This window comes from Brevibacterium sp. FME37 (assembly GCF_014897485.1).
GTDB lineage: Bacteria > Actinomycetota > Actinomycetes > Actinomycetales > Brevibacteriaceae > Brevibacterium.
This window is the reverse complement of record NZ_JABUYE010000012.1, coordinates 1-26,018: the sequence shown is the minus strand read 5'-3', so window position 1 is coordinate 26,018 and position 26,018 is coordinate 1. Positions and strand designations below refer to the sequence as shown.

Sequence of the window (26,018 nt, the reverse complement as noted above, 5' to 3'; positions counted from 1 at the left end):
TCCACGACCTGATCGAGCAAACGGAGAAGATGTGGGTCTTGGTAGTTTGTTGACATGACTGGACAGCTCCCCGAAATTGAGGCTCTTACGTCCCTCACATCCGATGACGTGGATGATCTTGCTCTACTCCTCGGCCAGCTCTCGACCACAACGACATTCGACCGAGGTCGCCTGGAGGCGGTCGTCGAACATGAAGCAACTGAACTTCTCGTGGCACGCCTCGACGGGAAGATTGTTGGCACTGCAACATTCGTCGCAGTACCACTGCCAACCGGTTTGCGCGGCCATGTCGAAGACGTTGTGGTCGATGCTTCCATGCGAGGAAGGGGCATTGCCAGATTGTTGCTTACACGGATGACGACGTTGGCAACGGAACGCGAACTAAGATCACTTGACCTCACCTCGCGGTCGTCGCGCGAAGCCGCCTTACAGCTGTACCAATCGGTCGGTTTCGTGCGAAGAGACACGAACGCCTTACGCTTCACCCCTCGACATGACGACATAACGAACTGATTCCAAATTCCAAACTGATCAACTTGCGATGACAATAGCTCGATACGTGCCTCCTCACTCTAGAAATTCCTACCTGCCTTCGCCCGCTTCGGAGCCCGAACGGCCACATACAGAAGCACGTCCCGACTCTGACCACCGATCATCTGGTAACCAACCAGGAGCCTCTTACGACGGTATCCAGCGCGTTCGGCGGTGCGGATTGACGCGGCATTCCACGGTTCGATGAACAGTTCGATCCGCTGAACGCCCGGGACAGACCAAGCGAACTCAGTCAACGCGGCGAGCGCATCAGCGGCGTATCCGCGACCGCGTTCAGCTGGAGCAATCGCGTAGCCACCGCTTGCCCGACCTTCCTCGAGGCCTTTCAGCCACAGACCGCAGTGACCGACCGCGTCACCGTCAGAACGCCGCGCAATAGTGAACGAGAAGCCTGCCCCCTCTGCATGACGACCCTGGTGGCGTACGACCCACGCACCGGCCTCCGACGCGGAGGCATCGCCCGGAAGGGAGCCCGTCTGCGGAACGTAAGGATCGGTCGACAGCCGCCGGGCCATTGCACCATCCCGCGCCTCCACTGCTCGCAGTCGAACTTGCCCAAAGGTCGGAGGGTCCGCGGGCCACGGTGGCAGCGTCATACTAACGGCATGACCATGATCAGGCAGGGCGTCGCCTCGTCCTACAGGTCGGTCTCCTCCAGCGGGAGGAACCCCATCTTCTCGTAGAAGTGACGGGTGAGGTCATAATTGGGATCGGGGCTCGAAGCACCCAATGTCTTGACCTGCAGCAGTTGCGCGCCCCGCGCCCGCACATCGGCTGCGACCGCGCGCATCATCGCAGTGCCGACTCCGACGACCTCGCCGACGTCACTGCGCACCGTCCATGTCTCCATGGTGCGTGCATCATCGACGTACTCGGCGTTGGATTCCGGTCTCCCGAACCACTCGGGAACGCTCAGCAGCAGGCGATCCACATCGTCAGAAACCTGGTTGTCTCGGACTGCACTCCATCGTGACTGTGTCATGGCCTCCACCCTAGCGCCCACCTCGGCGCGGGGAGCCTGCCTTGATATCCTGACAAGCATGAGTGACATCGACAGTCCGACTCTCCGCCTGATTCCCTATCTCGCGGCGATCACCGTGACGATCTTCGCGACCCTCGCGTTGACCAGCGGCGGTGAGAGCAACCTGCTGATCACTCTGGTCACGGCCGCCGTCTGCTATTTCGGAACGTACTTCATCGTCCGGTTCGTCATCGCACTCATCGTCCGCAGCCGAAGCGGCGAGCGCTAAGACCCAGACCGAAGAGCGTAGCCTCTACTTCTCGTCCTGTGCGGGCACGACGACCTTGCGGATGATGATCAGTCCCGAGGCTGCCACCGGCACGGCGACCACGGCGCCGAGCACTCCGCCGAGGGTGCCGCCAGCGATGGCCGCGATGATGACCAAGGCACCTGGCACATCGACGGCCGCCTTCATGATGCGCGGGCTGAGCAGGTACGCCTCCACCTGCATGTACACGAGGTAGTAGATGCCGACGGCGATCCCCAGCCCGGGAGAGACCATGAGGCACGACCCGGTGATGATGATCGCGCCGGTGATCGGGCCGACGAGTGGGATGAGTGAGGCGAGGAACGCGATGAACGCGAGCAGCGCCGGCAGCGGGGCACCGATGATGGTGAGGAAGATCGCCGAGCACACACCATTGACAATGCCCAAGGACACCTGCCCCAGAACGTAGCGCCCGATGGATCGGGTGACCTCCTCGGTGACAGATTCGACAGTCGAACGCGAACTCGCCGCGACGAGGGAGAGCATGGCTGCCTTGATCGTCGGCATCGTCACCGCAAAGTAGATGGTGAGGATGACGACGATGACGACACCGGTGAGGAAGCTGAGGATCCCAGCTCCGATGGACACGACGCCGCCGCCCAACGACACCACGTTCTTCGGATCGGATGCCCAATCACCGAGGTTGGCGAAGATCTTGTCGAGATCGACGGCACCGGTGAATCTCTGTTCGAGGTCGGCCACCCACCCCGTGGACGCTAGGTTCGCGACGATGTCAGGAAGATCGCCGATGAACTGCTGGATCTGGCTGATGACGGCAGGAGCGATGAGCAGGACAGCGCCCGCGACGACGATGAGGAACGCCAACACCACGAGGACGACGGCCAGGGACCGGGGCAGCTTGCGCTCGACCAACCACAGCACGATCGGCTCCAGGCCGAGAGCAAGGAACAGAGCCAGGCCGATATAGATGAAAACGGTCGCCACGGACTGCAGTGCCGTGATCAACCCGAATGCGAGCCCCACTCCCAGTGTTCCAGTGAAGCCCACCCGGAATGCGCTGTTGAGAGTGAGGGATTTCCCCTGCTCTTTGGCCATGGTCCCAAGTGTAACCAGCGACCATGCACTTCAGCGCGTACACGCGTTAGGATCGAGGGCGAGACCAGGCACAATCATTCAACCGTGAAGAAAGTGGTACGTCGACGATGAGCTCCGATCCGAACAGCATCGATGTCTGGGAGGCCTTCCTCGATCCACAGGGTGACTTCTACCTGCCCGACTTCTCCGCCGTGACTCCCGCGTCGCTGATCGCCGCTGTTCGAGCAGCCACGGACTTCGCCCGGTCCGAGGTCGAGGCCATCATCGTTGATGAGAACGAGCCGACGTTCGTCTCAACCACTGTCCGTTTCGAGTCCGCGACCATTCCCATGGCGCGGATCGGTGCCGTGGTCTCCGCCGTGGAGTCGAATCATTTCCGTCCCGAACTCGCCGATGCCGTCGCCGAGGTGTGGGATCGTCTGTCCGCGGCCCGAACCCGGATCTTCCTCGACGTCGAACTCTTCCACCGCATCGAACAGGTTCCCTCCACCGATCTCAACCCTGAGGACAAACGTCAGCAGGAGCTCACAGTCGAGGAGTTCGTACGTGCGGGAGCCCGGCTCGGCGAGGAAGAGCGGAACCAGATGAGCACGATCGCGGCCGAGCTCACGACCCTAGGCACTTCTTTCTCCCGAGCCCTGCAGAAGGACACCCGGGATCTGGCCGTCCACCTCGACGATCGGCAGCAGCTGGCTGGCCTCAGCGAAGACCAGATCGCGGCAGCAGCGAACCGAGCCGCTGAACGCGGCACGGACGGGTACCTGCTGACCCTGAACAACTTCACCCAGCAGCTCATCCTCGAATCTCTGGAATCCGCCGAGACTCGCAAACAGGTCTTGGACAATTCGACCTCGCGCGGCGCCAGAGGCGGCGAGGGCGACACCCGAACCCAGGTTGCCGACACCACTGCCCTGCGTGCTCTGCAGGCGAAACTGCTCGGATACCCCTCGTACTCATCGTTCGCTATCGACAACCAGACCGCCGGCGGGCCCGATGCCGCCGCTGACATCGTCTCTTCGCTCATCGCTCCAGCCAACGCCCAGCTCGCGGAGGAATTGGCCCAGGTCAAGGACCGCTACGGCCTCGATGACGTTGCCCCCGAAGACGTCAAGCACCAGATTGCGCGGTACCGGGCCGATGAATTCGACATCGACGCCGACGAGGTCGCAAAGTACTTCGAATTCGACACGGTCCTCACCGAAGGTGTCTTCCGCGCCGCCACGGGACTCTACGGCGTCACCTTCGCCCCACGTGATTCAGTCATCGGCTGGCACGAAGATGTGCGCACCTTCGAGGTCACCGATGCGAACGAACGCACCCTCGGCCTCATCCTCCTCGACCCCTATTCCCGGGACACGAAGCGCGGCGGCGCCTGGATGGGCGAGCTGGTTCCGAGTTCACGGCTGACCGGACACCTGCCCGTCGTCACACTCTCACTCAACTTGGCCAAGCCAGGTCCGGGCCGCCCGACTCTGCTCAACCCCACTGAGCTCAACACCCTCTTCCACGAATTCGGCCACGTCCTCCACGGCCTGTTCGCGAACTCGACCTACCCATCGACAGCCGGCACAGCAGTGCCGCGCGACTACGTGGAGTTCCCGTCCCAGCTCAATGAGATGTGGCGCTTCCACCCGCAGGTCCTCCCCCACTACGCCAAACACGTCGACACGGGTGAACCGATGCCCGAAACTCTGGTCACCGCACTGATCGAGAGCGAGAAGTTCGGTCAAGGCTTCAATACCACCGAGTATTTGGCAGCGGCCATGCTCGACCTGTCATGGCATTCCCTGGAAGCCGGTGAACACATCACCGACGTCCTCTCCTTCGAATCAGAGGTCCTGGCCGCCGCCGGATTCTCCACACTCGTTCCCCCGCGCTATCGCACCACGTACTTCGGCCACATCTTCGCCTCAGGCTATGCTGCCGGCTACTACTCCTACCTCTACTCGGAGGTCATCGCGGCCTGGGTCAGCGAATGGTTCGAGGCCCAGGGAGGCCTCAATCGCGAAGCAGGCGACGCCTTCCGCGAGGCGATACTGGCCCCCGGGTACTCTGTCGATCCGATGAACGCGATCGAACGGTTCTTCGGCACCCGCCCCGACGTCGCACCCCTGCTGCGCCGCCGCGGACTGGCAGAACCGGTCAACGAATCCGCGGCCGAGGACGAAGAATCCGCCGAGGTGGTCGAGCCTTCAGCAGTCTCTGAGGTCGAGCCGAAGGAACACCGCAATCATGCGGAAGTCGCTCAGGTTCTCGAGGCGAAGGGAATCGAACCACAGATCAAGCTCTTCACCGATGCCACGCCCACGGCAGCCTCGGCGGCGGAGAAGGTCGGCGTCGAGGTCGGCGCGATCGCGAACAGCCTGATCTTCGCATCCGGCGGCGAACCGGTGCTCATCATGACCTCCGGACGCCACCGCGTGGACACTCAACACGTAGCCACGCTCATCGGAGCGGACTCTCTCGACCGGGCCGATAAGGATCTGGTGCGCACAGCGACGGGACAGGTCATCGGCGGAGTCGCACCGTGTGGTCACCCGCGGGCGATTCCCACGTATGTCGACGTGGCTCTGAAGGACTATCCTGTTCTCTGGGCTGCCGCCGGCACACCGAACTCGGTGATGCCGCTGACGTATGAGCAGCTGCTGGCGATCACCGGAGGGAAGGAAATCACTGTTGTCGAAGAAGGTGCCGAAGGCTGAGGGCTCGGATGAGCCGAGTGCTGAAAGTCCTGATGGCCTGAGCGCTGCAGGCAGATTGGCGGCCTTCGCCTCCTCCCGAGGACGCTACTACGCGGTGATTCTGGCCATATTCTCAGCGATCCTCATCATCTCCAACATCTCCGCGACGAAGGTTATCGGCTTCGGGCCCATCGTCACCGACGGCGGCGCCTTCCTGTTCCCCATCGCCTACATCCTCGGCGATGTGATCAGCGAGGTCTACGGTTTCAAGGCCGCCCGCAAGGCCGTCATCACCGGATTCGGACTGCAGATACTGGCGACCTTCGTGTTCTGGCTCGTGCTCATCTCACCGCCGGGTCCCGGCTATGAGAACCAAGACGCGTTCGCCGCGGTCCTCGGCTTCTACCCGCGCATCGTCGCAGCGTCCCTGGTCGGATACTTCTTCGGACAGCTGCTGAACTCCTATGTGCTCGTGGCCGTGAAGAAGCGGATGGGCGAGCAGAAACTCTGGGTCCGGCTGCTGACGTCGACCGGCGTCGGCGAGTTCGTCGACACTCTGCTGTTCTGCGTCATCGCCTTCGCCGGCGTCATTCCCGGCCTCGACTTCATCAACTACATCGTCTTCGGCTTCGTCTACAAGGTCGGAGTCGAAGTCATCCTCATGCCCGTCACCTACAGGGTGATCAAGCTCGTGAAGAAGCACGAACCCAGCTACGAACTGTCTGGCGAGGGCGACCGCTAGCGCTTCAAAACACAGAGCGTCTGGCTGGATCAACGCGGAGCTCGAATATGTCGTCGCTGGCGACGACATATTCAGCGTTCGCGTGGATCGGTGCGAGCGAGACGGCCTAGCCGTAGACGTGCTATTGACCGGTCAGCCCATGTCCTCCCTGCCCGCATCGCCAGGTCGCATCGCCGAGCCAGAGCAGGACGGTGGATAACCTGAATCTGGTAAGAGGCAGCTAGCTCGCCACGTCGTGCGCGTTTCGCATCTTATTCATGCCAACTTGGGTGTTTCGAACCAGATGCGCAAATTGTCCTCACACATCGTCAGGTCGAGATATCGGAGGACGGTTCCTGCATGATCAATTGCCGCATATCTACCGACTGGCACGTTCATAACTGGAATGACCAATCGCGCTGCGTCGCCGAGAGTTAAAGTCGACAGATCGTCGACCAGCAAGACTGGCCCGACACCTAGATCGCGCTCGGTCAAGTCGTCTTCGACCATGACGCACGCACGCTGGTTCGCTCCCAACAGTGTTGTATGAGAATCCGGGTGCCACAGCACCTCGAGACCGCCGGCAACATGCGCGGCGATGGATTCGCTGAGATCGGTTGTCGGAACCATCGTGAACGCCTGCCTGATTATTCTCATTTCAAACCTCAAATTGAGTGGAACTCAGGCTTGCGGTGTATTCCAGCGAGCGCCGCTCATGTGCTGTCAGCTGAGTCGCATGGAACACTTCCTACCGAACGGGGAAGTCAGAGAACTGTGAACCGTCGTTCACTGAGGTTCCTCGATACTCCTGCTGTTGCCCGGACGGCACGAGGTCTTCGTAGTACCCGAGCTTGTTGCCCCAGGGGTCCGCGAAGTCAACGAAAGCCACTACACCCGGTAGATGAGACGGTTCGGAGTGCGAAGTTCCCGTAGCCTCCAGGAACCGGACGGCTCGAGACAGATCCATCACGCGAAATCGAATCCTGTTGTTCAGAACTTCGAAATCGTCACGCGCACCCACCTGGAACCAACACTCCTGTCCGGCGATCGGAGCCCATTCAAAAAAATCATCGTGGGGCTCAAACTCCGGCTCGCGTCCGAATAATTGACTGTAATACTCTCTGGCAGTGCTCGTCTCTTCAGTTGGCACGTAAACCTGGAGGGTGACCCCTGCCGTCTTCGGAGCTTTGCTCCTTGCCTCATCCGCCATAGTTCCCAGACTCCCGCAACACCTCTGAGACGTTAACCACTCGACGAGACTCAGATAAACAGCCCGGATGCCACCCTCGGTGCCTCATATACTTTTGCCCGCGAAATGGTGGACCCTTAGAAGCTATGGCGAGCGAACGCCGCAGGGACGTAACGTCACACGTGTTCTGCGCCCTCGGAGGCCCGACGGCAGCGAAGAAGCTTAGCCGCGCTGCTTGGCGTAGTAGCGGCCGAGCACCTCGGTCTCGAGTTCGGCGAAACGACCCTCTTCCATGGCCCGACGGATCTCAGCGACGAGGTTGACGATGAAGTACTCATTGTGGACCGTACACAGCGTGGAGAACAGCATCTCCTTGGCCTTGTACAGGTGGCGCAGGTAGGCCCGCGAGTAGTTCTGGCACGTGTAGCACTTGCAGTCGGGATCCAGCGGTCCGAAGTCCCGGCGATACTTCGCGCCGGTGAGGTTGTAGCGGCCGTCGCGGGTGTAGATCGCGGCATTGCGGGCCACACGTGAGGGTGAGACGCAGTCGAAGGTGTCCGCACCAGTCTTGATCGCCTCGAACAGGTCATCGGGTTCGGAGATGCCCAGCAGGTGGCGGGGCTTGTTCTCCGGCAGCTCCTCACACACCCAGCGGATGATCGTGCCGAGGTTCTCCTTCTCCAGGGCTCCCCCGATGCCGTAGCCGTCGAAGTCCATCGCACCCAGATCGTGGGCGGCCTTGCGACGCAGGTCCTCGTACTGCGCCCCCTGGAGTACACCGAACAGTGCCTGGTAGGGCCGGTGCGAGCGGGCTTCGGTCAGACGCTGGTGTTCCTCGATGCAGCGCAGCGCCCACAGGCGGGTGCGCTCGAGAGATTCGACCTGGTAGCCGCGGGTGTTGATCAGGGTCGTGAGCTCGTCGAAGGCGAACATGATGTCCGCGCCCAGCTCGTGCTGGACCCCCATCGAGACCTCGGGGGTGAAGCGGTGCATGCTGCCGTCGAGATGGGATTTGAAGGTCACACCATCGTCGTCGACGTTCGACATGCGCTCCTTGCCCACGGCAACGAGATCGTCGTTCTGCTCCCCGGTCGACTCCATCGAGATGACCTTCTTGAAGCCCGAGCCCAGGCTCATCACCTGGAATCCGCCCGAGTCCGTGAATGTCGGGCCGGACCAGTTCATGAATTTGCCGAGTCCACCGGCCTCGTCGACGATGTCGGAGCCCGGCTGCAGGTAGAGGTGGTAGGCGTTGGCCAGCACGGCCTGTCCGCCGAGCTCGGCCACCTCGTCGGGTCGCACGGCCTTGACCGTGGCCTTCGTGCCGACGGGGATGAACGCCGGGGTCGCGATATCCCCGTGCGGGGTGTGGATGACGCCGGTGCGTCCACCCTCATCGAGCCGGGTTCCGATCTCGAACCCGAATCGGGAGCGGTCGTTGATGGCCGGGACGTCGACGCTGCCGTGGTTCGAGGCAGCTGTCTCAGATTCTGCGGGGGATTCGATTCGGGTCACCAGACCAGTTTAACTGGGAGCATGTCGACAACCTTCATCCAGATGCTCCAGGCCGCTGAGCGCTCGGGCCAGCCCATCATCATCGACGGTGGCCTGGGCACGGCGCTCGAGTCGCGCGGCATCGATCTGGGCCACGAGCTGTGGTCGGCGGCCCTGCTCAGTGAAGCTCCGGACACCCTCGCCGAGGTGCACGCCGACTTCATCCGCGCCGGTGCCCGGATCGTCACGACCGCCAGCTACCAGGCGAGCCCGCTCGGCTTCGAAAGAGCATCGATTACCGCCGAGGACGGCCGGCGTCTTATCGCCGCCAGCGTTGAAATCGCTGCAGAGGCGAGCGTTGGCGTGGAGTCTGCCGGCCCTGTCCTCGTGGCCGGTTCTGTCGGGCCCTATGGGGCCGCTCTCGGCGATGGTGCCGAGTACACCGGTGATTACAACCTCAGCGACGACGACTTCGAGGCCTTCCACCGTCCTCGCATCGAGGCTCTGGTCAGTGCCGGTGCAGACCTGTTGGCGATTGAGACTCAACCCAGCCTGTCCGAGGTCAAGGTTCTCGCCGGTCTGGCCGATGAGTTCGGTGTTCCCGCGTGGCTCAGCGTCACTCTCTCGGATGGTCGGCACCTTGCCGACGGCTCGCACCTGGCCGAGGTCGCGAAGGTGACGTCCGCCTCGGCGATGGTCCACGCGATCGGCGTCAACTGCGTGCGCCCCTCGCTCGTGGCCTCGTCGTTGAGAGCGCTGCGTGAGCACACCGATCTGCCGTTGATCGCCTACCCCAATTCGGGTGAACGCTATGACGCGACTGCAATGCAGTGGTGGGCAGGTCCCGACTTCGAGACAGGCCCGGAGATGATCGCTGAGTGGACGAAGGCGGGTGCCGCGCTGATCGGCGGTTGCTGCCGAACGACGCCGGACGATATCGCCGGACTGGCCGCCTCCGCGAAGAAGCTCAGCCGAACATCTTCCCCGGATTGAGGATCCCCAGCGGATCGAGGGCGTCCTTGATCTGTGTGTGCATGAGCTTGGCACCGTCGTCGAGTTCATGCCCGAGCCATTCGCGTTTGAGGTATCCGACGCCGTGTTCGCCCGTGATCGTGCCGCCCAGATCGAGTCCTAGCTGCATGATCGCGGCGAAGGCCTCCTGCGCCTGAGCCACCTGCCCCGCGTCACCGGCGTCGAAGACCACCGAAGGGTGCATGTTCCCGTCACCGGCGTGACCTGCCGTGGCAACCTCGACGTCGAAGCGGGAATCGATGGCGGCCAGACGTTCGAAGAACTCCCCAAGTGCAGAGCGCGGGACGCACACATCATCGACGAGCTCTCCCCCACCGCGAGTGTGCGCGTACTTCTCCATCGCCGGGGCCACGGCACGACGGGCCGCGACGAGCATCTCGGAGTCGGACGGATCATCGGAGACGAAGACCTCAGTGCCGCCGTTGGACTCTGCGACCCGGCGGAAGGCTTCGAGTTCCTCCATCGCACCGGCGCCCCGTGCATCCGACTGCACGAGCAGGAGCGCACCGACATCCTCGGGCAGACCGAAGTCGCCGTAGTCATTGATCATCGCCACGCTGGCCCCATCGATGAACTCAAGCATCGACGGGTTCGCGCCCGATCCCATATATTCGGTGACCGTGCGCCCGGCCGAGGCGGTGTCGGGGAAGATTCCGACGGCAGTGATCGGCGGGGTCAGTGCCGGTTTGAGGGCCAGGGTCACCTCGACGATGGTGCCCAAGGTCCCCTCGGAACCGACAAGCAGAGCCGCCAGGTCGAGTCCCGCGACGCCCTTGGCGGTGGCTCGACCCAGCTTCGTCACAGTCCCATCGGCGAGCACCACGTTCATGGCACGCACATAGTCCTTGGTCACGCCGTACTTCACGCAGCACATTCCGCCGGCGTTGGTGGCGACGTTGCCGCCGATCGTCGAGATCGCCACCGACCCAGGATCGGGAGGATAGGCCAGCCCGTGTTCGGCCAACGCCGCCTTCAGATCCTGATTGATGACCCCGGGCTGGACCCGGCACGTCTGGTTGACCGGGTCGATGGCCACGATCTCATCCAGCCCTGCCACGTTGAGCAGCAGGCAGCCGTCGACCGCATTGGCCGCACCAGAGAGTCCGGTCCGTGCACCTTGGGTGACGACGGGAATGCGATGCTTCGTGGCGAAGACCATCACAGCCACCACATCATCGACGCTTTGGGCTCTGACCAGGGCCACAGCCTGACCGGCGGGGCAGAACAGGGCCTTGTCGAAGGCATAGCTGTCGATGACGTCGCGGTCGGTGACGAGGACACCGGGGCTCAGCTGAGCCTCCAGATCTTGGATCGGAGGCTGTGCCGAAGTCTGCATCGAGTCGCTCACGCTCATGCGGTCCTGGAGGCCGCGAAGGTCTTCGCCACCTCGCGCACACGGTCAAGTGCTTCGTCGGGGCCGATGCTGATCCGCACGCCACCGCTGAGCTTGCGGACGGCCACGGCCTGCTCTGCGCATGCCTCTTCGAAGGCCTGTGCGTCGTCAGTCCCGAGGGCGACCCACACATAGTTGCCCTGCGAATCCGAAACCGTCAGGCCGGCATCGCGCAGGTCCTGTGCGAACTGGTCACGGGTGGCCGCGACCTCCTTGGCCCGGACGAGGACCTCATCGGTGCGCGAGAGAGATTCCACGGCTGCGACCTGAGCCGCCGAGGTGACGCTGAACGGTGCGATCACCTGGCGCAGTGCGGTCGCGATCGTGGGATCGGCGACACCGAAGCCCACACGCAGACCGGCCAGGCCATGGGCCTTGGAGAAGGTGCGTGCCAACACCAGGTTCGGGAACTTCTGGTAAGCCGCCATCCCATCGACCACCTCGGCGTCGGTGGCGAATTCGAAATAGGCCTCGTCGAGGACGACGATGACCTCGGGCGGGACCTCAGCCATGAAGCCCTCGAGCTCGGCTGTCGAGATGGACAGACCCGTCGGGTTGTTGGGCGAGCAGAGCAGGATGAGTCGGGTCGTGTCATCGATGGCCGCGACCAGACCCTGGAAGTCGTGCCGGCCGTCTTCGAGCAGGGGCACGGGGCGCTTCTCGGCACCGCGCGCCGAGGCGAGGATCGGGTACATCTCGAATGAGGGCCAGGGGTAGACCACCGAGGTTCCGGCCTCGAGCGTGATGTTCGTCAGCGCCGACAGGATCTCAGAAGCGCCTGCTCCGGGAACGATCTCGGCCTCAGCGACGTCGAGGTGGGCCGCGATGTCTGCGACCAGCTTCGTCGACTTCGGGTCGGGGTAGTTAGCAGGCACTTGCCCGGCATCTGCGATCGCGTCGGTGACACCCGGCAGCGGTGCCAGATGATTCTCGTTCGACGACAGCTTGTACGGTTTCAATCCTGGCGTGGTGGTCGGGGGTTTGCCCGGCACATAGGGCGGGAATTCGGCCAGGGCATCACGAAGAAGGAAGCTATTCGACATGTGCCCATATTTGCACATCCTGTGGCAGGCGACACAAGGCGTCCAGGAGCTAAACGTCCGAATGGTCGGAAAATGTGTGTGACTGCGGACGATCAGGGTCTGTGAGGTTGCTCGCACGAGACTCCTGTGCCCGGGGGCGGGTTACTGGTTCGCCTGAGGCGGAGAGTAGTCTGTGAGTCGAATACATGTAGTCAGTGACGAGGAATGAGAGTCGAAATGCCCTCAACGCAGGAAAAGGTTGACGTTGTCTTGATCGGCGGCGGCATCATGAGCTCCACTCTTGGTGCCATGCTGACCGAGCTTCAGCCCGAATGGGATATCCGGGTCTACGAGAAGCTCGACTATGTCGCCGAGGAGAGCTCCGATCCGTGGAACAACGCCGGCACCGGCCACGCCGCCCTGTGCGAGCTCAACTACACTCCTGAGGATGAGAACGGCCACATCGATCTCGCGAAGGCCTCGCAGATCAACGAGCAGTTCCATCATTCCCGTCAGTACTGGTCGCACCTCGTCGACAACGGCGTCCTGGCGGAGCCGAAGTCCTTCATCAACCAGGTCCCTCACATCAGCTACGGCCGTGGTCAGAAGGGACGCGACTACATCAAGAACCGCTACGAGCAGATGGTCCGCAACCCGCTGTTCTCCGAGATGGAGTACACGGACGACCCGAACACTCAGGCCGAGTGGCTGCCGCTGATGTTCGAAGGCCGCGGACCCGGTCAGGTCAACGGCATCTCCCGCACGAAGGTCGGCTCAGACGTCGATTTCGGATCCCTGTCCCATCAGCTGCTCAACTACGTCGGCGACAAGGGTGCCACCATCCGCACCAGTCACCAGGTCACCGACCTCGAGCGTTCCTCCGACGGCTGGGTCGTCACTGTCAAGGACCTGCTCTCCCACGAAACTCACAAGGTCAACGCGAAGTTCGTCTTCGTCGGTGCCGGCGGCGGTGCTCTGCCGCTGCTGCAGAAGTCGGGCATCCCCGAAGGCCGCGGATACGGCGGATTCCCCGTCTCCGGCATCTTCCTGCGGACCTCGAATCCCGATCTCGTCGCCCGTCACCAGGCCAAGGTCTACGGCCAGGCTTCCTTCGGTGCTCCGGCCATGTCGGTGCCTCACCTCGACACCCGTGTTGTCGACGGCAAGGACTACCTGCTGTTCGGACCCTACGCCGGCTTCTCGCCGAAGTTCCTCAAGGGCGGCCGCTTCACCGACCTGCCCCTCTCGGTGCGTGGAAACAACCTGCCCACGATGCTCAATGTGGCCAAGGACAACACCGACCTCGTCACCTACCTCGTCTCCGAGCTGGCCGCGTCGAAGAAGGCCCGTTTCGAGTCGATGCACGAGTTCATTCCGAACATCGACCCCTCCGACTGGGAGTTCATCCAGGCCGGTCAGCGCGTGCAGGTGATGAAGAAGGATTCGAAGAATGGCGGCGTCCTCAGTTTCGGCACCGAGCTCATCTCCTCGGCAGACGGTTCGATCGCCGCTCTCCTCGGTGCCTCCCCCGGTGCGTCGACGGCAGTGTCGATCATGCTCAACCTGCTCAAGACCTGCTTCCCTCGCCAGTACAACGGCTGGGAGCCTGCGATCAAGGACATGGTGCCTTCGCTGGGCCGCAGCCTCGCCGATGACGAGACCCTGCTCAAGGAACTCTCCGAGTACACGGCTCGCACCCTGGAGCTGATCTGAAGCTGAGGCGACAACTGGCGGCACTTGACCGCTGACAGCTGAACAGAAGAAGAACGGTGGACCACCTCGGTCCACCGTTCTTCTTCTGTCTGCAGCTGTCTGCAGGCAGGAGCCTCAGGGGCGAGCGCCGGCTCAGCGCCTCAGAGCTCTACTTGGCGGTTGACGTCCTTGTAGAGAAGGTAGCGGAACCGGCCCGGCCCACCGGCGTAGCAGGCCTGTGGGCAGAAGGCGCGCATCGAGATGAAGTCACCCTCCTGCACCTCGACCCAGTCGCCGTTGAGCCGATAGACGGCCTTGCCCTCGAGAACGTAGAGGCCGTGCTCCATCTCGTGAGTCTCGGCGAAGGGAATCACCGCACCGGGTTCGAAGGTCACGATGTTGACGTGCATGTCATAGGCCAGATTCTCGGGATCCAGGGGGCGCGTCGTCCGCCACCGGTTGTCGGTGCCCGGCATCGAAGCGGGTTCGACGTCTGATTCCTGGCCGAACTTGGCCTCCGGGGTCAGCCCAGCCACGGGCTGGTAGCGCTTGCGCACCCAATGGAAACGGGCCGCCTCGGTGCCGGTGGACTTCACGCTCCACGTCGAACCGGCGGGCAGGAATCCATAGCCCCCAGGGGTCAGGGTGTGAGCCTGGCCCTCGTGGGTGATCTCGAGCTGACCGCCCATGAGGAAGATGAACCCTTCGACCTCGACCTGCGGTTCGGGCTTCTCAGAGCCACCACCTGGGGCGACTTCGAGGATGGTCTGTGAGAACGTCACCGCTCCCCCGGCCACCGGCTTACTCAGCACCCAGGACCGGGCCCCCGTCCATTCGGGCAGATTCGAGGTCACGATGTCACGCATGACTCCGCGCGGAATCACCGTGTAGGCCTCAGTGACGATGGCACGGTCGGTAAGCAGATCTGTCTGCGGCGGGTGGCCGCCGGTGGGCGCCCAATAGGTGTAGGGGTCGGTCGTCGTCATGTGTACGTGTTCTCCTTCGATTCGGTGCTGGTCAGTGCAAGCTGATGCGGTATCGCCGAGGTGGTCGGCAGGTCACTCGGCCGCGCCGGTGGCGGCGATTTGGTTGAGGGTCGCGATCGACATCTTCGTGCGGTCCGTGACGAAGTCCTCGGTGTGGGCACCGCAGGAGAGTCCGCGGCCCAGATAGCGGGCCAGTGCCCGTGCCGTTGCCGGCTCGTCGAGGACGGACGAGTCCTCCTTGAACACATAGTTGCGCAGCCGGGTCGCCGCCTTCTCCGCTCCTTCGCGGTAGAAGCGGAAGGTGGCGAGGAAGCGTGTGGGCAGCTGGTGCGGGTGCATATCCCAGCCCTGGTAGATGCCGCGCTTGAGGTGCCTGCGGACCAGTCCGGCGTGCAGGCTCCAGGCGCGCTGAATCTCTTCGGACTCACCGAGGGGCAGGATGTTCGTCGAACCATCGGAGAGGTGGACGCCGGTGCCGGCGACCGCGAGCATCATCTGGTTCTTCGCGAAATCGGCCACCGGGTGATCCATCGCCTGGTAGGCGGCGGCGACACCCATCGATGCCGAATAGTCGTAGGTGCCGTAGTGCAGGGAGGTGATGCGCCCTTCACCGGCGTCAAACACCGGTGCCAGCGGAACCCTGCCGTCGGCGCCGAGGATGAGCTGCGGCGTCTCGACCTGCACCTCGAAGGTGATCGAGCCCTCGGCAAGACCGTGTTGGGACTCCAGCGCACGGCAGGCCAGGACCATGGCGGACACTTGGTCGACGGTGCTCACCTTCGGCAGCGTGAGGACCAACTGCGTCGGCAGGGATCCGTGGGCGGCGATCACCTCGGCGAGGAACAGGTCCAGGGTGCGCAGTCCGCGCGCCCGGGTATCGGCCTCCATGCATTTGAAGCGGATGCCGAAGAACGCCGGTGCGCCCGCCTCTGACAGGCCTGCAACGGCGTTGCGTGCGGCCTGGCGGACGCACTCGTCCTCGGTCTCGTCGCCGCGGTCGCCGAACCCGTCTTCGAAGTCCAATCTCAGGTCTTCGATCGGTTCGGTGTCGAGCTTGTTCGTGACCGCCTGGGCGAGCATTTCCGCTTCCCGGGCGACCTGGTGCAGGTTGGGCATCGTGTGGTTGTCGCGGGCGTGGGTCTCTTTGCGGGAGGCAATGATGACGCGTTCGGCCAGCTGGACCATTCCGCCGTTGGCCTCGACGCATTCGAGGGCCTGCTCACCCCACTCGCGAGGCAGGGGCGGGGTCGAAAGGTGACCTGGGACGTAGACGGTGTGCACGGGTTGCCGGACATCACGCTCACCTGGATAGCGCGTACTCAGCAGCTCGTCCGTGTCCGCCAGGAGTGAGTCGATGTCGGCCAACGTTGAGTGATCCAATTTCACATTCTCTTTCGTAGCATCATTGCGCGCGGGTGGTGGTCACCCAACATTATCTCTCATAGAACAGCGACCGGCCTCCTGTTTCAGGAGACCGGTCGAGGTTCAGGAGGAGACGGCGGCGACGGCCTCCGCCACCTTCTTCGCTACCTCGGGGTCGAAGACCGAAGGCACCACGTAGCCCGGGTGGAGTTCGTCCTCTGGGATGCATGAGGCGATGGCGTCCGCTGCGGCGACCATGATGTTCTCGTCGATATCGGTAGCCTCGGCGTCGAGGAGGCCGCGGAAGATGCCCGGGAAGGCCAGCACATTGTTGATCTGGTTCGGGTAGTCGCTGCGCCCGGTGGCCACGACGGCCGCGTATTTGAGCGCCTCCGCGGGGTCGACCTCAGGGTCGGGGTTGGCCATTGCGAAGACGAGCGCGTCCTTGTTCATGGCCTGGATGTCGCTGCCGTCGAGCACGTTCGGGGCGGAGACGCCGATGAACACGTCCGAGCCGGCGACAGCTTCCTTCAGTGCGCCCTCGAAGCCCTGGGGGTTCGTGTTGGCCTGCAGCCACACCTTGTGTTCGGTGTCGACGGTCGAATTCGGTCCGATCGCGCCGTTGCGACCGCAGGCGATGATGTTCTTCGCGCCCGCGACCTGAAGCAGCCGGATGATCGCATTGCCCGCAGCACCGACGCCGGAGACGACGATGCGCTGATCCTCGAGCTTTCGGCCAACGACCTTGAGCGCATTCTTCAGCGCGGCGAGCGTGACGATGCCGGTACCGTGCTGGTCATCGTGGAAGACCGGGATGTCGAGTTCTTCGCGGAGCCTGGCCTCGATCTCGAAGCACCTCGGCGCCGAGATGTCCTCCAGGTTTATTCCGCCGTAGGCCGGAGCGATGGCTTTGCAGATCGAGATGATCTCCTCGGTGTCCTTCGTGTCCAGTGCCACGGGCCAGGCGTCGACGCCTGCGAACTGCTTGAACAGCACTGCTTTGCCCTCCATCACGGGCATCGCGGCTTCGGGTCCGATGTCTCCCAGACCCAGGACCGCGGTGCCGTCGGTGACGACGGCGACGGTATTGCGCTTGATCGTGAGGCGCCGGGCATCGGCCTTGTTCTCCGCGATGGCCATGCACACACGGGCCACGCCCGGTGTGTAGGCACGTGAGAGATCATCACGGTTGCGCAGGGGCACCTTGGGTGCGGATTCGAGTTTGCCGCCGAGGTGGAGCAGGAAAGTCCGATCGGAGACCTTGTGGACCTCGACACCGTCGAGTGCATTGAGCGCATCTGACACCTCATCGGCGTGTGCGACATCGCGAGTATCGGCACTGACATCGATCATCACCGTGTGCGGGGTAGATTCGACGACGTCGAGCGCGGTGATCGCGGCACCGGTCGCTGCGGCGGCGGCCACGAGGTCGGACGTCGATGTCCGACCGACCGCGGTCTCCACCCGAAGAGTGATTGAGTATCCGGGACTGGGAACAGCCATGGGAGTTATCCTCTCTGATAAGTCTTTTCCGTATTACGGATAATATCTTCTGTATAGTGGAAAATCTAGCCAGAATGCCTCTCAGCGGAAACTTTCTTCCATTTGGTGACTAGACTGAGGGACAGTTTCGCTGAGCGATCCCTTGTTCAGCGATCCGCGCTTTCAGCCGGCGGCACTCAGCGTCGAGCCTGTCCGGCATGTACATGAACACGAATCCGATGGACGAGGAAGAGGAACTGGGATGACCAGCAATGATGAGAAGGCCCCCGCGATCCGCCAGACGAAGGGCGGCGTCCAGTCAGTCGAACGCGCCTTCGGGCTCCTCGAGTGCATCGCGAACTCCTCCGGCTCGGCCACGCTGAGCCACATCGCCGCCGAGGTGAGCCTCCCTCTCCCGACGATCCACCGTCTGCTCAACACTCTGGTCAACCTAGGCGTGGTCCGTCAGCTGCCCAACCGCGGCTATGCGCTCGGGCCGGGATTGATCCGCCTCGGCAACCTCGCCGGGTCCCAGCTGGGTGCCATCGCCCGCCCCTATCTGCGCACACTCGTGGACGAACTCGGCGAGTCTGCCAACGTCGCGACCATCGACGGAGACATGGTCGTCTACGTCGATCAGGTCTCCTCACAGCGACAGATGCGCATGTTCACCGAGGTGGGCCGGCGCACGCACATGCACGACACCGGCGTGGGCAAGGCGATCCTCGCTGGCCTCGACACCGAGCAGGTGCGTCACATCGTGACGACCGCCGGGATGCCAACGCCCACGGAGTACAGCATCGGCACCATCAAGGACCTCGAGGCCGAGCTGGCGCGCATCCGCGACCGCGGGTACTCGATTGATGAGCAGGAGCAGGAGCTGGGTGTGCGCTGCTTCGCAATGTCGATCCCCGATGCCCCCGCTCCCCTGGCGATCTCCGTGTCCGGGCCGATCAGCCGCGTTGACCAGGCCTTCGCCGATCGCGCGATCCCACTGCTGCGCTCAGCCGCCGAGGCGATCTCCGAGGACATGCGCGGCACCGCCTGAGCTGGCTGTGGCGCCTGAGCAGCCGGTGTCCCCTGGCTTTCAGGCTGCACCAGCTGCACCAGCTGCACCAGCTGCACCAGCTGCACCGGCTGCATGGTGCCAACACTCGGGTGTTAACTCGAGCTGAGTATTGAAACACGGGTGGCGTGTAGAGAAACGTATGTGCAATCACGTTTCTCTACACGCCACCCGTGTTTCGCCGCTGGCTGCAGTAGCCAGCACCAGCTGCCTAACTGCCAGAGGCAACTATCTCAGGAATCGCCTCCGGCTGAGCCTGAGGTTCCTGCGTTGACCTCGTTCAGGCGGTACTTCTTCGCCGCTTCGACGGGTACGGAGCGGGCAATCTCGCCCCGGTCGGCCAGAAGCTGCAGGGTGCGGACGACCATCGAGTGGGCATCGATCTTGAAATGGCGCCTGGCAGCGGCGCGTGTGTCGGAGAATCCGAACCCGTCGGCTCCCAGTGTCGCGAAGTCCTGGCTGAGGAAGGGTCGGATGAGGTCCGGCTGCGTGGAGTCGAAGTCGCTCGTGGCGACGATCGGCCCTGCCTCGGCGCCCAAACGCTCACGCACATAGGGCGTTCGCGGCTCGGCCTCGAAGTCCTCAAGCTTCTCGGCCTCGCATTTCAAAGCATCGCGGCGCAGTTCGGCCCATGAGGTGACCGACCAGACAGCCGCATCCACACCCCATTCCTGAGCCAGCAGGCCACGGGCCTCAAGCGCCCACGGGACGGCGACTCCCGACGCGAGCAGCTGAGCCTGCGGACGATCGCCCGCCCCAGCCTCGGCGCCGGTGCCGGCCGCTGCACCTGTCCCGGCTTCTGCCACGCGATGGATACCGCGCAGGATCCCGTCGACGTCGACATCCTCGGGTTCGGCCGGCTGAAGCATTGGCTCGTTGTACACGGTCAGGTAGTACATGACGTTGCGGGCGTCATCGCCGAGGTCGTGCTCGCCGTACATGCGGTGCAGGCCATCGCGCATGATGTGGCCGATCTCGTATCCGTAGGCCGGGTCGTAGATCCGCACCGCAGGGTTGGTCGCGGCCAACACAGGAGAATGACCATCAGCGTGCTGCAGGCCCTCACCGGTCAGCGTCGTGCGACCGGCTGTGGCGCCGATGATGAACCCGCGGGTCATCTGGTCACCGGCGGCCCAGAAGGCGTCGCCGGTGCGCTGGAAACCGAACATCGAGTAGAAGACGTAGATCGGGATCATCGGCTCACCATGCGTCGAATACGCGGTTCCGGCGGCGGTGAAGCCCGCTGCCGCACCGGCCTCGTTGATGCCGACGTGGAGCAGCTGCCCACTGGTGGCTTCCTTGTAGGAGAGGAAGAGCTCACGGTCCACGGCGAGGTAGTTCTGCCCGTTCGGATTGTAGATCTTCGCAGTCGGGAAGAACGCATCGATGCCGAAGGTGCGTGCCTCATCCGGGATGATGGGCACGATCCGGTTGCCGATGCCTTTCTCGCGCATGAGGTCCTTGAGCAGTCGCACGAAGGCCATCGTGGTCGCAGCCTGCTGCTGGCCAGAGCCCTTCTTCGTCTGCGAGAAGGCCTTGTCGGACACGGCGGGCAGAGTCTTCTTGGAGTTCTCGGGCTTGCGACTGGGCAGAAACCCACCCAGCTTGGACCGCTTCTCCAGCATGTACTGGACTTCCTCAGCGTCGTTGCCCGGATGGTAGTAGGGCACGGCATAGGGATCTTCGTCGATGACCTTATCGGTGATCGGGATGTCCATCCGATCGCGGAAGGCCTTGACGTCGGCAGCGGTGAACTTCTTCATCTGGTGGGTGGCGTTGCGCGACTCGAAGGTCGTGCCCAGGCCATAGCCCTTGACCGTCTGGACGAGGACGACGGTCGGCTTGCCCTTCGTGTTCACGGCCTGCTGGTAGGCGGCGAAGACCTTGTGATAGTCGTGGCCGCCGCGCTTGAGGTTCCAGATGTCATCATCGGACAGATGCTCGACGAGGCCCTTGGTCACCGGTGAGCGGCCGAAGAAGTTGTCGCGGATGAATCCGCCGGATTCGGCCTTGAAGGTCTGGTAGTCACCATCGAGGGTCTCGTTCATGATCCGGACCAGTTCACCGGTGTGATCAGCGTCGAGGAGGGAGTCCCATTCGCGACCCCACAGCACCTTGATGACGTTCCAGCCGGCGCCGGTGAATACGGCTTCGAGTTCCTGGACGATCTTGCCGTTGCCGCGCACCGGACCATCAAGTCGCTGCAGGTTGCAGTTGATGACGTAGGTGAGGTTGTCGAGACCTTCGTTCGCGGCCAGCTGGAGGGCACCGCGTGATTCCGGCTCGTCCATCTCGCCGTCGCCGAGGAAGGCCCAGACGCGCTGATCGGAGGTGTCCTTGATGCCGCGGTTGTGCAGGTAACGGTTCATCTGCGCCTGGTAGATCGAGTTGATCGGGCCCAAGCCCATCGACACGGTCGGGAACTGCCAGAACTCCGGCATCAGGCGCGGGTGGGGGTATGAGCTCAGCCCGTCGGGGGCCTTCGAAGCCTCCTGCCGGAAGCCGTCGAGCTGCTTTTCGTTCAGACGGTTCTCGAGGAAGGCCCTGGCATACATGCCGGGTGAGGCATGTCCCTGGAAGAAGACCTGGTCGCCCCCGCCGGGGTGGTCCTGGCCGCGGAAGAAATTGTTGAACCCGATCTCGTAGAGGGTGGCGGCACCCGCATAGGTCGAGATGTGGCCGCCGACGGAGATCTCTGGACGCTGGGCTCGGTGGACGAGCATCGCGGCGTTCCAGCGCAGCCATTTGCGGTATTTGCGCTCGAGGCGCTCATCCCCGGGGTACTCGGGTTCCTGATCGGCCGGGATCGTGTTGACGTAGTCCGTGGTCGTGACCTTGGGCTGAGCCACGGAGTTCGAGGCGGCACGTCGGCGCAGCGCCTCCATGATCTCGCTGGCACGCAGGGTACCGCGCTGGCTGACGAGCCCCTCCCAGGACTCCAGCCATTCGTCAATCTCTTCGTCACCGGTTCCCCTCGGGATTGCCGAGGTTGTGTCCTGGGTCATAGTCGTCCCTCTCAAACACGTCAGGTCCACGGGAAGGTGCTCCCGTGGACCCGACTATGAAAATTTATCAGCAGAAGCCGGCGATCTGCGCCCAGGCGTCCTTGTTCTCCTCCACACCGTCACGTGTGAAGGTGGCTTCGATCAGCCCGTAGGGCCGATCGGCGACGATGAGCACTTCGTTCGGGTTCTCCAAACCGAAGCGTTCGATGTCGTAGAGGAAATGGTGCTTATTGGGGCAGGAGAACCGGATCTCGTCGATCTCCGGCACAGCGTCGATGACCTTCTCACCCATCTGGTAGAGGGTGTGCTGCAGGGCATGCGAGTAGTGGTCGGTGAACGAGTCGAGGATGATCTCCTTGACCTTTTTGTACACGCCTTCGAAGTCGAGATCCGTTGTGTTGTAGATCCAGCGGGTCGCGATGTCGGTAGCGAGAATGCGGTCGTCGGTCTCCGGCAGGGTCGTGTATTTGTCCTTCGGGTAGCCGACGAAACCTGATTCGGTGGTCTTGAGCACGGTGAGCCCGTAGAAGCCGGAGATCAGGGTGGTCGTGTCGCTGTCGCGGGTTAGGACCGCGGTCCGGGTTTCGGGTGCGGACTTGTAGAACGAGTGGTTGTGATCGTTGATGCGCGACCAGCCGTATTCCTCTGCCGCCCAACGCCCACCGGTGACCCAGTCGAAGCTGGAGGTGAAGTGCTCGCCGAGGCCGAGGAGGAACTGTTCGGGTGAGCTCACTCCGAGTTCCTTGGCTTTGGCGAAGACCGTATTCTTCTGGGTGTCGGTGGCGACGACGTGCTCGTTGTTGCCCTCGGTGTGGGCGGTCTCGAAGTCGCCCCACAGCTGTGAGGTGACGTTGAGGTCGCGGATCTCGTGACGTTCGGAGTCACGGTAGACCCTCATCAAACGGTTCTCCGCCTTGCCGTACTGGTTCGTTGTCAGTTTCACCTTGCTCATCTTCTTGCTCCTGTTGCTGAAACCAGCGACCGCGCCGCGCTCGTAGCCGAGTGCAGCATGGTCTCTGTGACCAATTGATTTGCGAGATTGCCGGACGACTCGTCCTGCGAACTTCGGCGGTTTGTTGAGGATCTTCATCCCGCAGGGGGCCTGCTTCCCCTGGTGCTTGTGGGTGGTGCTGCCCGCTCAGCTTCTCAGCTTCCCCGGTAGGTGCTGTACGCGAACGGGCTCAGCAACAATGGTATGTGATAGTGCGCTTCTCCGGCTTTGACCGTGAAGTCGATCGTCACCTGAGGATGGAAATGATCCTGCCCCTGGGTCTCGAAATAGGCGCCGGTACCGAATACGATCCGATAATCCCCGGCGCCGAGGTGGTCCGGTCCGAATTCCGAGACACGACCGTTTCCGTCCGTGCGGGCGTTCGCAATCACCTCGGCGCCGGAATACAGCGTGACCTCAAGGTCGGCGGCAGGGGTACCGAGCGTGGAGTCGAGAGCGTGGGCGGAGATGAAGCTCATACGAGGAGTCCTTCGAGTCTGAGTGCGGCGATCTGGATCAGCTGCTCGCCGACCTCGGCGAGTTCGTCGGCGGCGGTGTTGGCCATGCGGCGGTTGAGTTCCCCGAGGATCTCCTCGGGGTCTCGACCGGCGGCGCGGATGAGGAAGACACGGTCGAAGCGCTCTTCGTAGGCGGCATTGCCTGCTGCGAGTCGCTTCTGTACGTCTCCGCCGAGGGCACCCAGACCCGCCTGTTCGCGGGAGGAATGAGCCGCCTCGGCGCCGGAGCCCTTGGATTTCTCACCGATCCGGGGATGGTGGGACATGGCCTGGTTGATCTCATCATCAGACAGTGGATTCGCGCTGGTGCGGGCGGCTTCGACCGCGGACTCGGCATCGGGATACGGCCTGGCCTCGACGACTCCGTCGATCCACCGATCCACGTCGAGACACGGGCGCAATGCCGTGCGGGCGTCGTCGGCAGGGAGCCGATTGAACTCGTTCAGGTCCACACTGACCTCCTAGACATCGAGATCTGAAGCCTCATGTAAGGCGTTTCACATCTCGGAAGTATATTTCCATTTAACTGGTTCGAGTTTGGCCCGAGGGGTTCTCGATGTCAAATCTCGACCGACGACGCGGAGTGGGAATTTGGAAAACTTCTTCCGCAGAGTGGATAATGGATGAGCGTGCAGTGACAACGGCCCGTCCGACTGCCGAACGCTCTCCGCCGATATCACGACAATGAGGTTGAATGACGTCATGAGCAGGGAAACCCCGACGATCGTCTGCGCCCCCGATTCCTTCAAGGGCTCCGCCAGCGCCCCCGCAGCCGCAGCCGCCCTGGCTCGCGGTGCCCGCCAAGTGTTCCCCGAGTCGCAGATCACCGACCTGCCCTTCGCCGACGGGGGCGAGGGAACCCTCGACGCGCTGCTCGCCGTGTGGGGCACCCCGGCTCGCTCGGTCGACATCGTCGATGCCCTGGGACGGCCCGCAACTGCCCTGTTCGGCATCTCCGCCGATGGGAAGACCGCTGTCATCGAGGCCGCTCAAGCCAATGGCCTCCCGCAGGTCTCCGACGTTGCCCTCCAGCCTGAACGCGCCGACACCTACGGCGTCGGACTCATTGCCGCCCATGCCCTTGACCAGGGGGTCGAGGAGATTCTGCTGTGCATCGGCGGATCAGCGAGCACCGACGGCGGAGTCGGCATCGCCTCCGCTCTGGGCGCCGCCTTCACCGACTCCGCGGGCTCACCGATTGCGCCTGGCGGCGGAGGGCTTACGTCCCTGACTGCAATCGATGGCTCGGGCCTTGATCCGCGTGCCCGCGAGGTGCGCTGGCGCATCGCCGTCGACGTCGACAATCCACTCACGGGACCTCGCGGTGCCGCGGCAGTCTTCGGCCCCCAGAAAGGTGCCGATGCCGCGTCTGTATCCGTCCTCGACTCCGGCCTGGCCCACCTCGCCGAGGTGCTCGCCGGCTCTGAATCGGAGGCCTCGTCCTTGGCACTGACGCCCGGCTTCGGTGCCGCGGGCGGAATTCCTTTGGCGCTGACGACCCTGTTGGGCGCCGAGGTGGTGCCCGGGTCGACGATGGTCGCCGAGGCGGTAGGCCTGACCGAGGCCCTGGCGAAGGCCGATATCGTGCTCACAGGTGAGGGCTCTTTCGATTCCCAGTCCCTCGGAGGGAAGGTCGTTGCGGCAGTACGAGACCACGCCCCCGCCTCGGCGAGGATCATCGTCGTCGCCGGACGCGTCGCGCTCAGCCCCGCCGAATGCCGGGAAGCGGGCATCACCGCCGCACTGTCCATCGCACCTGGCCCGGCCGAGCTCGCTGAGCTCTCCGACCACGCCGAAGAGCTCATCGAAGCCACCGCCGCCCACGCATGCGCCCTCGTCCACGCCGGCGCGGGCGTCGCGGGCGCGGGCGCTATGGGCGTCACGGGCGCACGACAGAACTGACCACCAGCACCAGCAGTCACCTACGAAAGGACACATCATCATGAGTGCACAGCTCGAAGTCGGACAAAACGCACCGGACTTCTCCCTGACCGACGCCAAAGGCAAGACCTACTCGAAGGCGGATTTCGCCGGGCAGAAGGTCATCCTCTACTTCTATCCCAAGGCCGCAACGCCTGGCTGCACGACCGAAGCCTGCGATTTCCGCGACAACCTCTCATCGCTGGCAGGTGCCGGATTCCAGGTGCTCGGAGTCTCTCCCGATGACGCCGAGGCACTGCAGTCCTTCACGGACGACCAGCACCTGACCTTCCCGCTGCTCTCGGATCCGGGGGCAGCGCTGGCAAAGACCTACGGGTCGTTCGGTGAGAAGACCGTGGGCGGCAACACCTTCGAAGGCACCCTGCGCTCGACATTCGTCATCGCCGAAGACGGCACGCTGTCCGACGTCGAATACAACGTCGACGCCGAGGGCCACGTCGCCCGTCTCCGCGAGAAGCTCGGCGCCTGAGGGACAGCCTCTTCGACTAAACCTCCCTGACGTCACTAAATGCCCCCGGCGCCGGGGGCATTTAGTGACGTCAGGGA

The 26,018-nt window shown here is 63.3% G+C and carries 24 protein-coding genes; 9 read left to right on the top strand and 15 right to left on the bottom strand.

From position 1 onward, the window contains the following. Positions 1-54 precede the first annotated feature (54 nt). Positions 55-513: a GNAT family N-acetyltransferase gene (locus INT29_RS13830; protein ID WP_101570845.1), complete on the top strand. Its 459-nt coding sequence runs from the start codon at positions 55-57 to the stop codon at positions 511-513. A gap of 59 nt (positions 514-572) precedes the next feature. Here the strand turns inward: INT29_RS13830 and INT29_RS13825 are convergent, their stop codons facing one another. Together INT29_RS13825 and INT29_RS13820 are read right to left on the bottom strand one after the other, a co-directional pair. Further along, entirely contained in the window at positions 573-1,148 is a 576-nt protein-coding gene (locus INT29_RS13825) for a GNAT family N-acetyltransferase (RefSeq protein ID WP_193071994.1), read from the bottom strand. Positions 1,149-1,189: 41 nt separating this feature from the next. Beyond that, positions 1,190-1,534 (bottom strand): GNAT family N-acetyltransferase, encoded by a 345-nt coding sequence (locus INT29_RS13820; RefSeq protein ID WP_193071993.1) that lies wholly within the window; start codon positions 1,532-1,534, stop codon positions 1,190-1,192. A 58-nt stretch (positions 1,535-1,592) separates the two neighbouring features. Between INT29_RS13820 and INT29_RS13815 the strand changes: the two genes are divergently transcribed. Then, complete coding sequence (locus tag INT29_RS13815) at positions 1,593-1,802, top strand: hypothetical protein (protein WP_193071992.1); 210 nt, start codon at positions 1,593-1,595, stop codon at positions 1,800-1,802. A gap of 24 nt (positions 1,803-1,826) precedes the next feature. Here INT29_RS13815 and INT29_RS13810 read toward each other — a convergent pair whose 3' ends face one another. Then, positions 1,827-2,897 (bottom strand): AI-2E family transporter, encoded by a 1,071-nt coding sequence (locus tag INT29_RS13810; protein ID WP_193071991.1) that lies wholly within the window; start codon positions 2,895-2,897, stop codon positions 1,827-1,829. Between the two features lie 107 nt (positions 2,898-3,004). On the opposite strand from INT29_RS13810, the gene INT29_RS13805 reads away from it, so the two are divergent. Continuing rightward, on the top strand, positions 3,005-5,599 hold the full coding sequence (locus INT29_RS13805; RefSeq protein WP_193071990.1) for a M3 family metallopeptidase: 2,595 nt from the start codon (positions 3,005-3,007) through the stop codon (positions 5,597-5,599). Beyond that, positions 5,574-6,320, top strand: a complete 747-nt coding sequence (locus INT29_RS13800) for a queuosine precursor transporter (RefSeq protein WP_226842041.1) — start codon at positions 5,574-5,576, stop codon at positions 6,318-6,320. The genes INT29_RS13805 and INT29_RS13800 overlap by 26 nt, the downstream gene beginning before the upstream one ends. Before the next feature lie 255 nt (positions 6,321-6,575). Here INT29_RS13800 and INT29_RS13795 read toward each other — a convergent pair whose 3' ends face one another. From INT29_RS13795 to tgt, 3 genes are all read right to left on the bottom strand, one after another. After that, positions 6,576-6,929 (bottom strand): hypothetical protein, encoded by a 354-nt coding sequence (locus INT29_RS13795; RefSeq protein ID WP_193071989.1) that lies wholly within the window; start codon positions 6,927-6,929, stop codon positions 6,576-6,578. 118 nt (positions 6,930-7,047) lie between these two features. Then, positions 7,048-7,509, bottom strand: a complete 462-nt coding sequence (locus INT29_RS13790; protein WP_193071988.1) for a VOC family protein — start codon at positions 7,507-7,509, stop codon at positions 7,048-7,050. Between the two features lie 201 nt (positions 7,510-7,710). Continuing rightward, positions 7,711-9,003, bottom strand: coding sequence for a tRNA guanosine(34) transglycosylase Tgt (gene tgt, locus INT29_RS13785; RefSeq protein WP_374701020.1), 1,293 nt, complete (start codon positions 9,001-9,003; stop codon positions 7,711-7,713). 21 nt (positions 9,004-9,024) lie between these two features. Here tgt and mmuM point away from each other — a divergent pair, with 21 nt between their 5' ends. Further along, a complete protein-coding gene (gene mmuM / locus INT29_RS13780) occupies positions 9,025-9,975 on the top strand; it encodes a homocysteine S-methyltransferase (RefSeq protein WP_193071987.1) in 951 nt (316 codons plus the stop codon). Here the strand turns inward: mmuM and INT29_RS13775 are convergent. Both INT29_RS13775 and hisC read right to left on the bottom strand, forming a co-directional pair. Next, positions 9,950-11,368 (bottom strand): FAD-binding oxidoreductase, encoded by a 1,419-nt coding sequence (locus INT29_RS13775; protein ID WP_226842039.1) that lies wholly within the window; start codon positions 11,366-11,368, stop codon positions 9,950-9,952. The genes mmuM and INT29_RS13775 overlap by 26 nt on opposite strands. Continuing rightward, the gene (gene hisC, locus INT29_RS13770) at positions 11,365-12,450 is read right to left on the bottom strand and encodes a histidinol-phosphate transaminase (RefSeq protein WP_101570864.1); all 1,086 of its coding nucleotides are present in this window, start codon (positions 12,448-12,450) and stop codon (positions 11,365-11,367) included. Before hisC ends, INT29_RS13775 begins: the two co-directional genes overlap by 4 nt. Positions 12,451-12,666: 216 nt before the next feature. Between hisC and INT29_RS13765 the strand changes: the two genes are divergently transcribed. Continuing rightward, complete coding sequence (locus INT29_RS13765; protein ID WP_101570866.1) at positions 12,667-14,142, top strand: malate:quinone oxidoreductase; 1,476 nt, start codon at positions 12,667-12,669, stop codon at positions 14,140-14,142. Between the two features lie 140 nt (positions 14,143-14,282). Here INT29_RS13765 and INT29_RS13760 read toward each other — a convergent pair whose 3' ends face one another. The 3 genes from INT29_RS13760 to INT29_RS13750 form a co-directional block, all read right to left on the bottom strand. Then, entirely contained in the window at positions 14,283-15,107 is an 825-nt protein-coding gene (locus tag INT29_RS13760; protein ID WP_101570869.1) for a bifunctional allantoicase/(S)-ureidoglycine aminohydrolase, read from the bottom strand. A gap of 72 nt (positions 15,108-15,179) precedes the next feature. After that, positions 15,180-16,487: a DUF6986 family protein gene (locus tag INT29_RS13755; RefSeq protein ID WP_193071986.1), complete on the bottom strand. Its 1,308-nt coding sequence runs from the start codon at positions 16,485-16,487 to the stop codon at positions 15,180-15,182. A 105-nt stretch (positions 16,488-16,592) separates the two neighbouring features. Continuing rightward, positions 16,593-17,972: an NAD-dependent malic enzyme gene (locus tag INT29_RS13750; protein ID WP_193071985.1), complete on the bottom strand. Its 1,380-nt coding sequence runs from the start codon at positions 17,970-17,972 to the stop codon at positions 16,593-16,595. A 241-nt stretch (positions 17,973-18,213) separates the two neighbouring features. On the opposite strand from INT29_RS13750, the gene INT29_RS13745 reads away from it, so the two are divergent. Further along, positions 18,214-18,999 carry an IclR family transcriptional regulator gene (locus INT29_RS13745; protein ID WP_193071984.1) on the top strand — a complete coding sequence of 262 codons (786 nt, stop codon included), beginning with the start codon at positions 18,214-18,216 and terminating at the stop codon, positions 18,997-18,999. A gap of 251 nt (positions 19,000-19,250) precedes the next feature. Here the strand turns inward: INT29_RS13745 and aceE are convergent, their stop codons facing one another. From aceE to uraD, 4 genes are all read right to left on the bottom strand, one after another. Next, the gene (gene aceE, locus INT29_RS13740) at positions 19,251-22,022 is read right to left on the bottom strand and encodes a pyruvate dehydrogenase (acetyl-transferring), homodimeric type (protein ID WP_193071983.1); all 2,772 of its coding nucleotides are present in this window, start codon (positions 22,020-22,022) and stop codon (positions 19,251-19,253) included. A gap of 67 nt (positions 22,023-22,089) precedes the next feature. Further along, positions 22,090-22,974 carry a factor-independent urate hydroxylase gene (gene pucL, locus INT29_RS13735; protein ID WP_101570948.1) on the bottom strand — a complete coding sequence of 295 codons (885 nt, stop codon included), beginning with the start codon at positions 22,972-22,974 and terminating at the stop codon, positions 22,090-22,092. Between the two features lie 194 nt (positions 22,975-23,168). Then, positions 23,169-23,492, bottom strand: a complete 324-nt coding sequence (uraH, locus tag INT29_RS13730; protein ID WP_101570876.1) for a hydroxyisourate hydrolase — start codon at positions 23,490-23,492, stop codon at positions 23,169-23,171. After that, positions 23,489-23,983 carry a 2-oxo-4-hydroxy-4-carboxy-5-ureidoimidazoline decarboxylase gene (gene uraD / locus INT29_RS13725; protein ID WP_101570878.1) on the bottom strand — a complete coding sequence of 165 codons (495 nt, stop codon included), beginning with the start codon at positions 23,981-23,983 and terminating at the stop codon, positions 23,489-23,491. Before uraD ends, uraH begins: the two co-directional genes overlap by 4 nt. A 250-nt stretch (positions 23,984-24,233) precedes the next feature. Here uraD and INT29_RS13720 point away from each other — a divergent pair, with 250 nt between their 5' ends. Both INT29_RS13720 and bcp read left to right on the top strand, forming a co-directional pair. After that, positions 24,234-25,433 (top strand): glycerate kinase, encoded by a 1,200-nt coding sequence (locus INT29_RS13720; RefSeq protein ID WP_226831242.1) that lies wholly within the window; start codon positions 24,234-24,236, stop codon positions 25,431-25,433. Between the two features lie 40 nt (positions 25,434-25,473). Beyond that, the gene (gene bcp / locus INT29_RS13715) at positions 25,474-25,941 is read left to right on the top strand and encodes a thioredoxin-dependent thiol peroxidase (RefSeq protein ID WP_193071981.1); all 468 of its coding nucleotides are present in this window, start codon (positions 25,474-25,476) and stop codon (positions 25,939-25,941) included. The last annotated feature ends 77 nt before the right edge of the window (positions 25,942-26,018 follow it).

What these genes read in the sequence shown, in the direction of transcription:
- mmuM (WP_193071987.1), top strand. Translation starts at nt 9,025, where the DNA reads ATGTCGACAACCTTCATCCAGATGCTCCAGGCCGCTGAGCGCTCGGGC.
- INT29_RS13805 (WP_193071990.1), top strand. Translation starts at nt 3,005, where the DNA reads ATGAGCTCCGATCCGAACAGCATCGATGTCTGGGAGGCCTTCCTCGAT.
- aceE (WP_193071983.1), bottom strand. Translation starts at nt 22,022, where the DNA reads ATGACCCAGGACACAACCTCGGCAATCCCGAGGGGAACCGGTGACGAA.
- INT29_RS13790 (WP_193071988.1), bottom strand. Translation starts at nt 7,509, where the DNA reads ATGGCGGATGAGGCAAGGAGCAAAGCTCCGAAGACGGCAGGGGTCACC.
- INT29_RS13795 (WP_193071989.1), bottom strand. Translation starts at nt 6,929, where the DNA reads ATGGTTCCGACAACCGATCTCAGCGAATCCATCGCCGCGCATGTTGCC.
- INT29_RS13720 (WP_226831242.1), top strand. Translation starts at nt 24,234, where the DNA reads ATGAGCAGGGAAACCCCGACGATCGTCTGCGCCCCCGATTCCTTCAAG.
- INT29_RS13760 (WP_101570869.1), bottom strand. Translation starts at nt 15,107, where the DNA reads ATGACGACGACCGACCCCTACACCTATTGGGCGCCCACCGGCGGCCAC.
- pucL (WP_101570948.1), bottom strand. Translation starts at nt 22,974, where the DNA reads ATGAGCAAGGTGAAACTGACAACGAACCAGTACGGCAAGGCGGAGAAC.
- hisC (WP_101570864.1), bottom strand. Translation starts at nt 12,450, where the DNA reads ATGTCGAATAGCTTCCTTCTTCGTGATGCCCTGGCCGAATTCCCGCCC.
- INT29_RS13745 (WP_193071984.1), top strand. Translation starts at nt 18,214, where the DNA reads ATGACCAGCAATGATGAGAAGGCCCCCGCGATCCGCCAGACGAAGGGC.
- INT29_RS13820 (WP_193071993.1), bottom strand. Translation starts at nt 1,534, where the DNA reads ATGACACAGTCACGATGGAGTGCAGTCCGAGACAACCAGGTTTCTGAC.
- INT29_RS13825 (WP_193071994.1), bottom strand. Translation starts at nt 1,148, where the DNA reads ATGACGCTGCCACCGTGGCCCGCGGACCCTCCGACCTTTGGGCAAGTT.
- INT29_RS13775 (WP_226842039.1), bottom strand. Translation starts at nt 11,368, where the DNA reads ATGAGCGTGAGCGACTCGATGCAGACTTCGGCACAGCCTCCGATCCAA.
- INT29_RS13765 (WP_101570866.1), top strand. Translation starts at nt 12,667, where the DNA reads ATGCCCTCAACGCAGGAAAAGGTTGACGTTGTCTTGATCGGCGGCGGC.
- INT29_RS13830 (WP_101570845.1), top strand. Translation starts at nt 55, where the DNA reads ATGACTGGACAGCTCCCCGAAATTGAGGCTCTTACGTCCCTCACATCC.
- uraH (WP_101570876.1), bottom strand. Translation starts at nt 23,492, where the DNA reads ATGAGCTTCATCTCCGCCCACGCTCTCGACTCCACGCTCGGTACCCCT.
- bcp (WP_193071981.1), top strand. Translation starts at nt 25,474, where the DNA reads ATGAGTGCACAGCTCGAAGTCGGACAAAACGCACCGGACTTCTCCCTG.
- INT29_RS13815 (WP_193071992.1), top strand. Translation starts at nt 1,593, where the DNA reads ATGAGTGACATCGACAGTCCGACTCTCCGCCTGATTCCCTATCTCGCG.
- INT29_RS13750 (WP_193071985.1), bottom strand. Translation starts at nt 17,972, where the DNA reads ATGGCTGTTCCCAGTCCCGGATACTCAATCACTCTTCGGGTGGAGACC.
- INT29_RS13810 (WP_193071991.1), bottom strand. Translation starts at nt 2,897, where the DNA reads ATGGCCAAAGAGCAGGGGAAATCCCTCACTCTCAACAGCGCATTCCGG.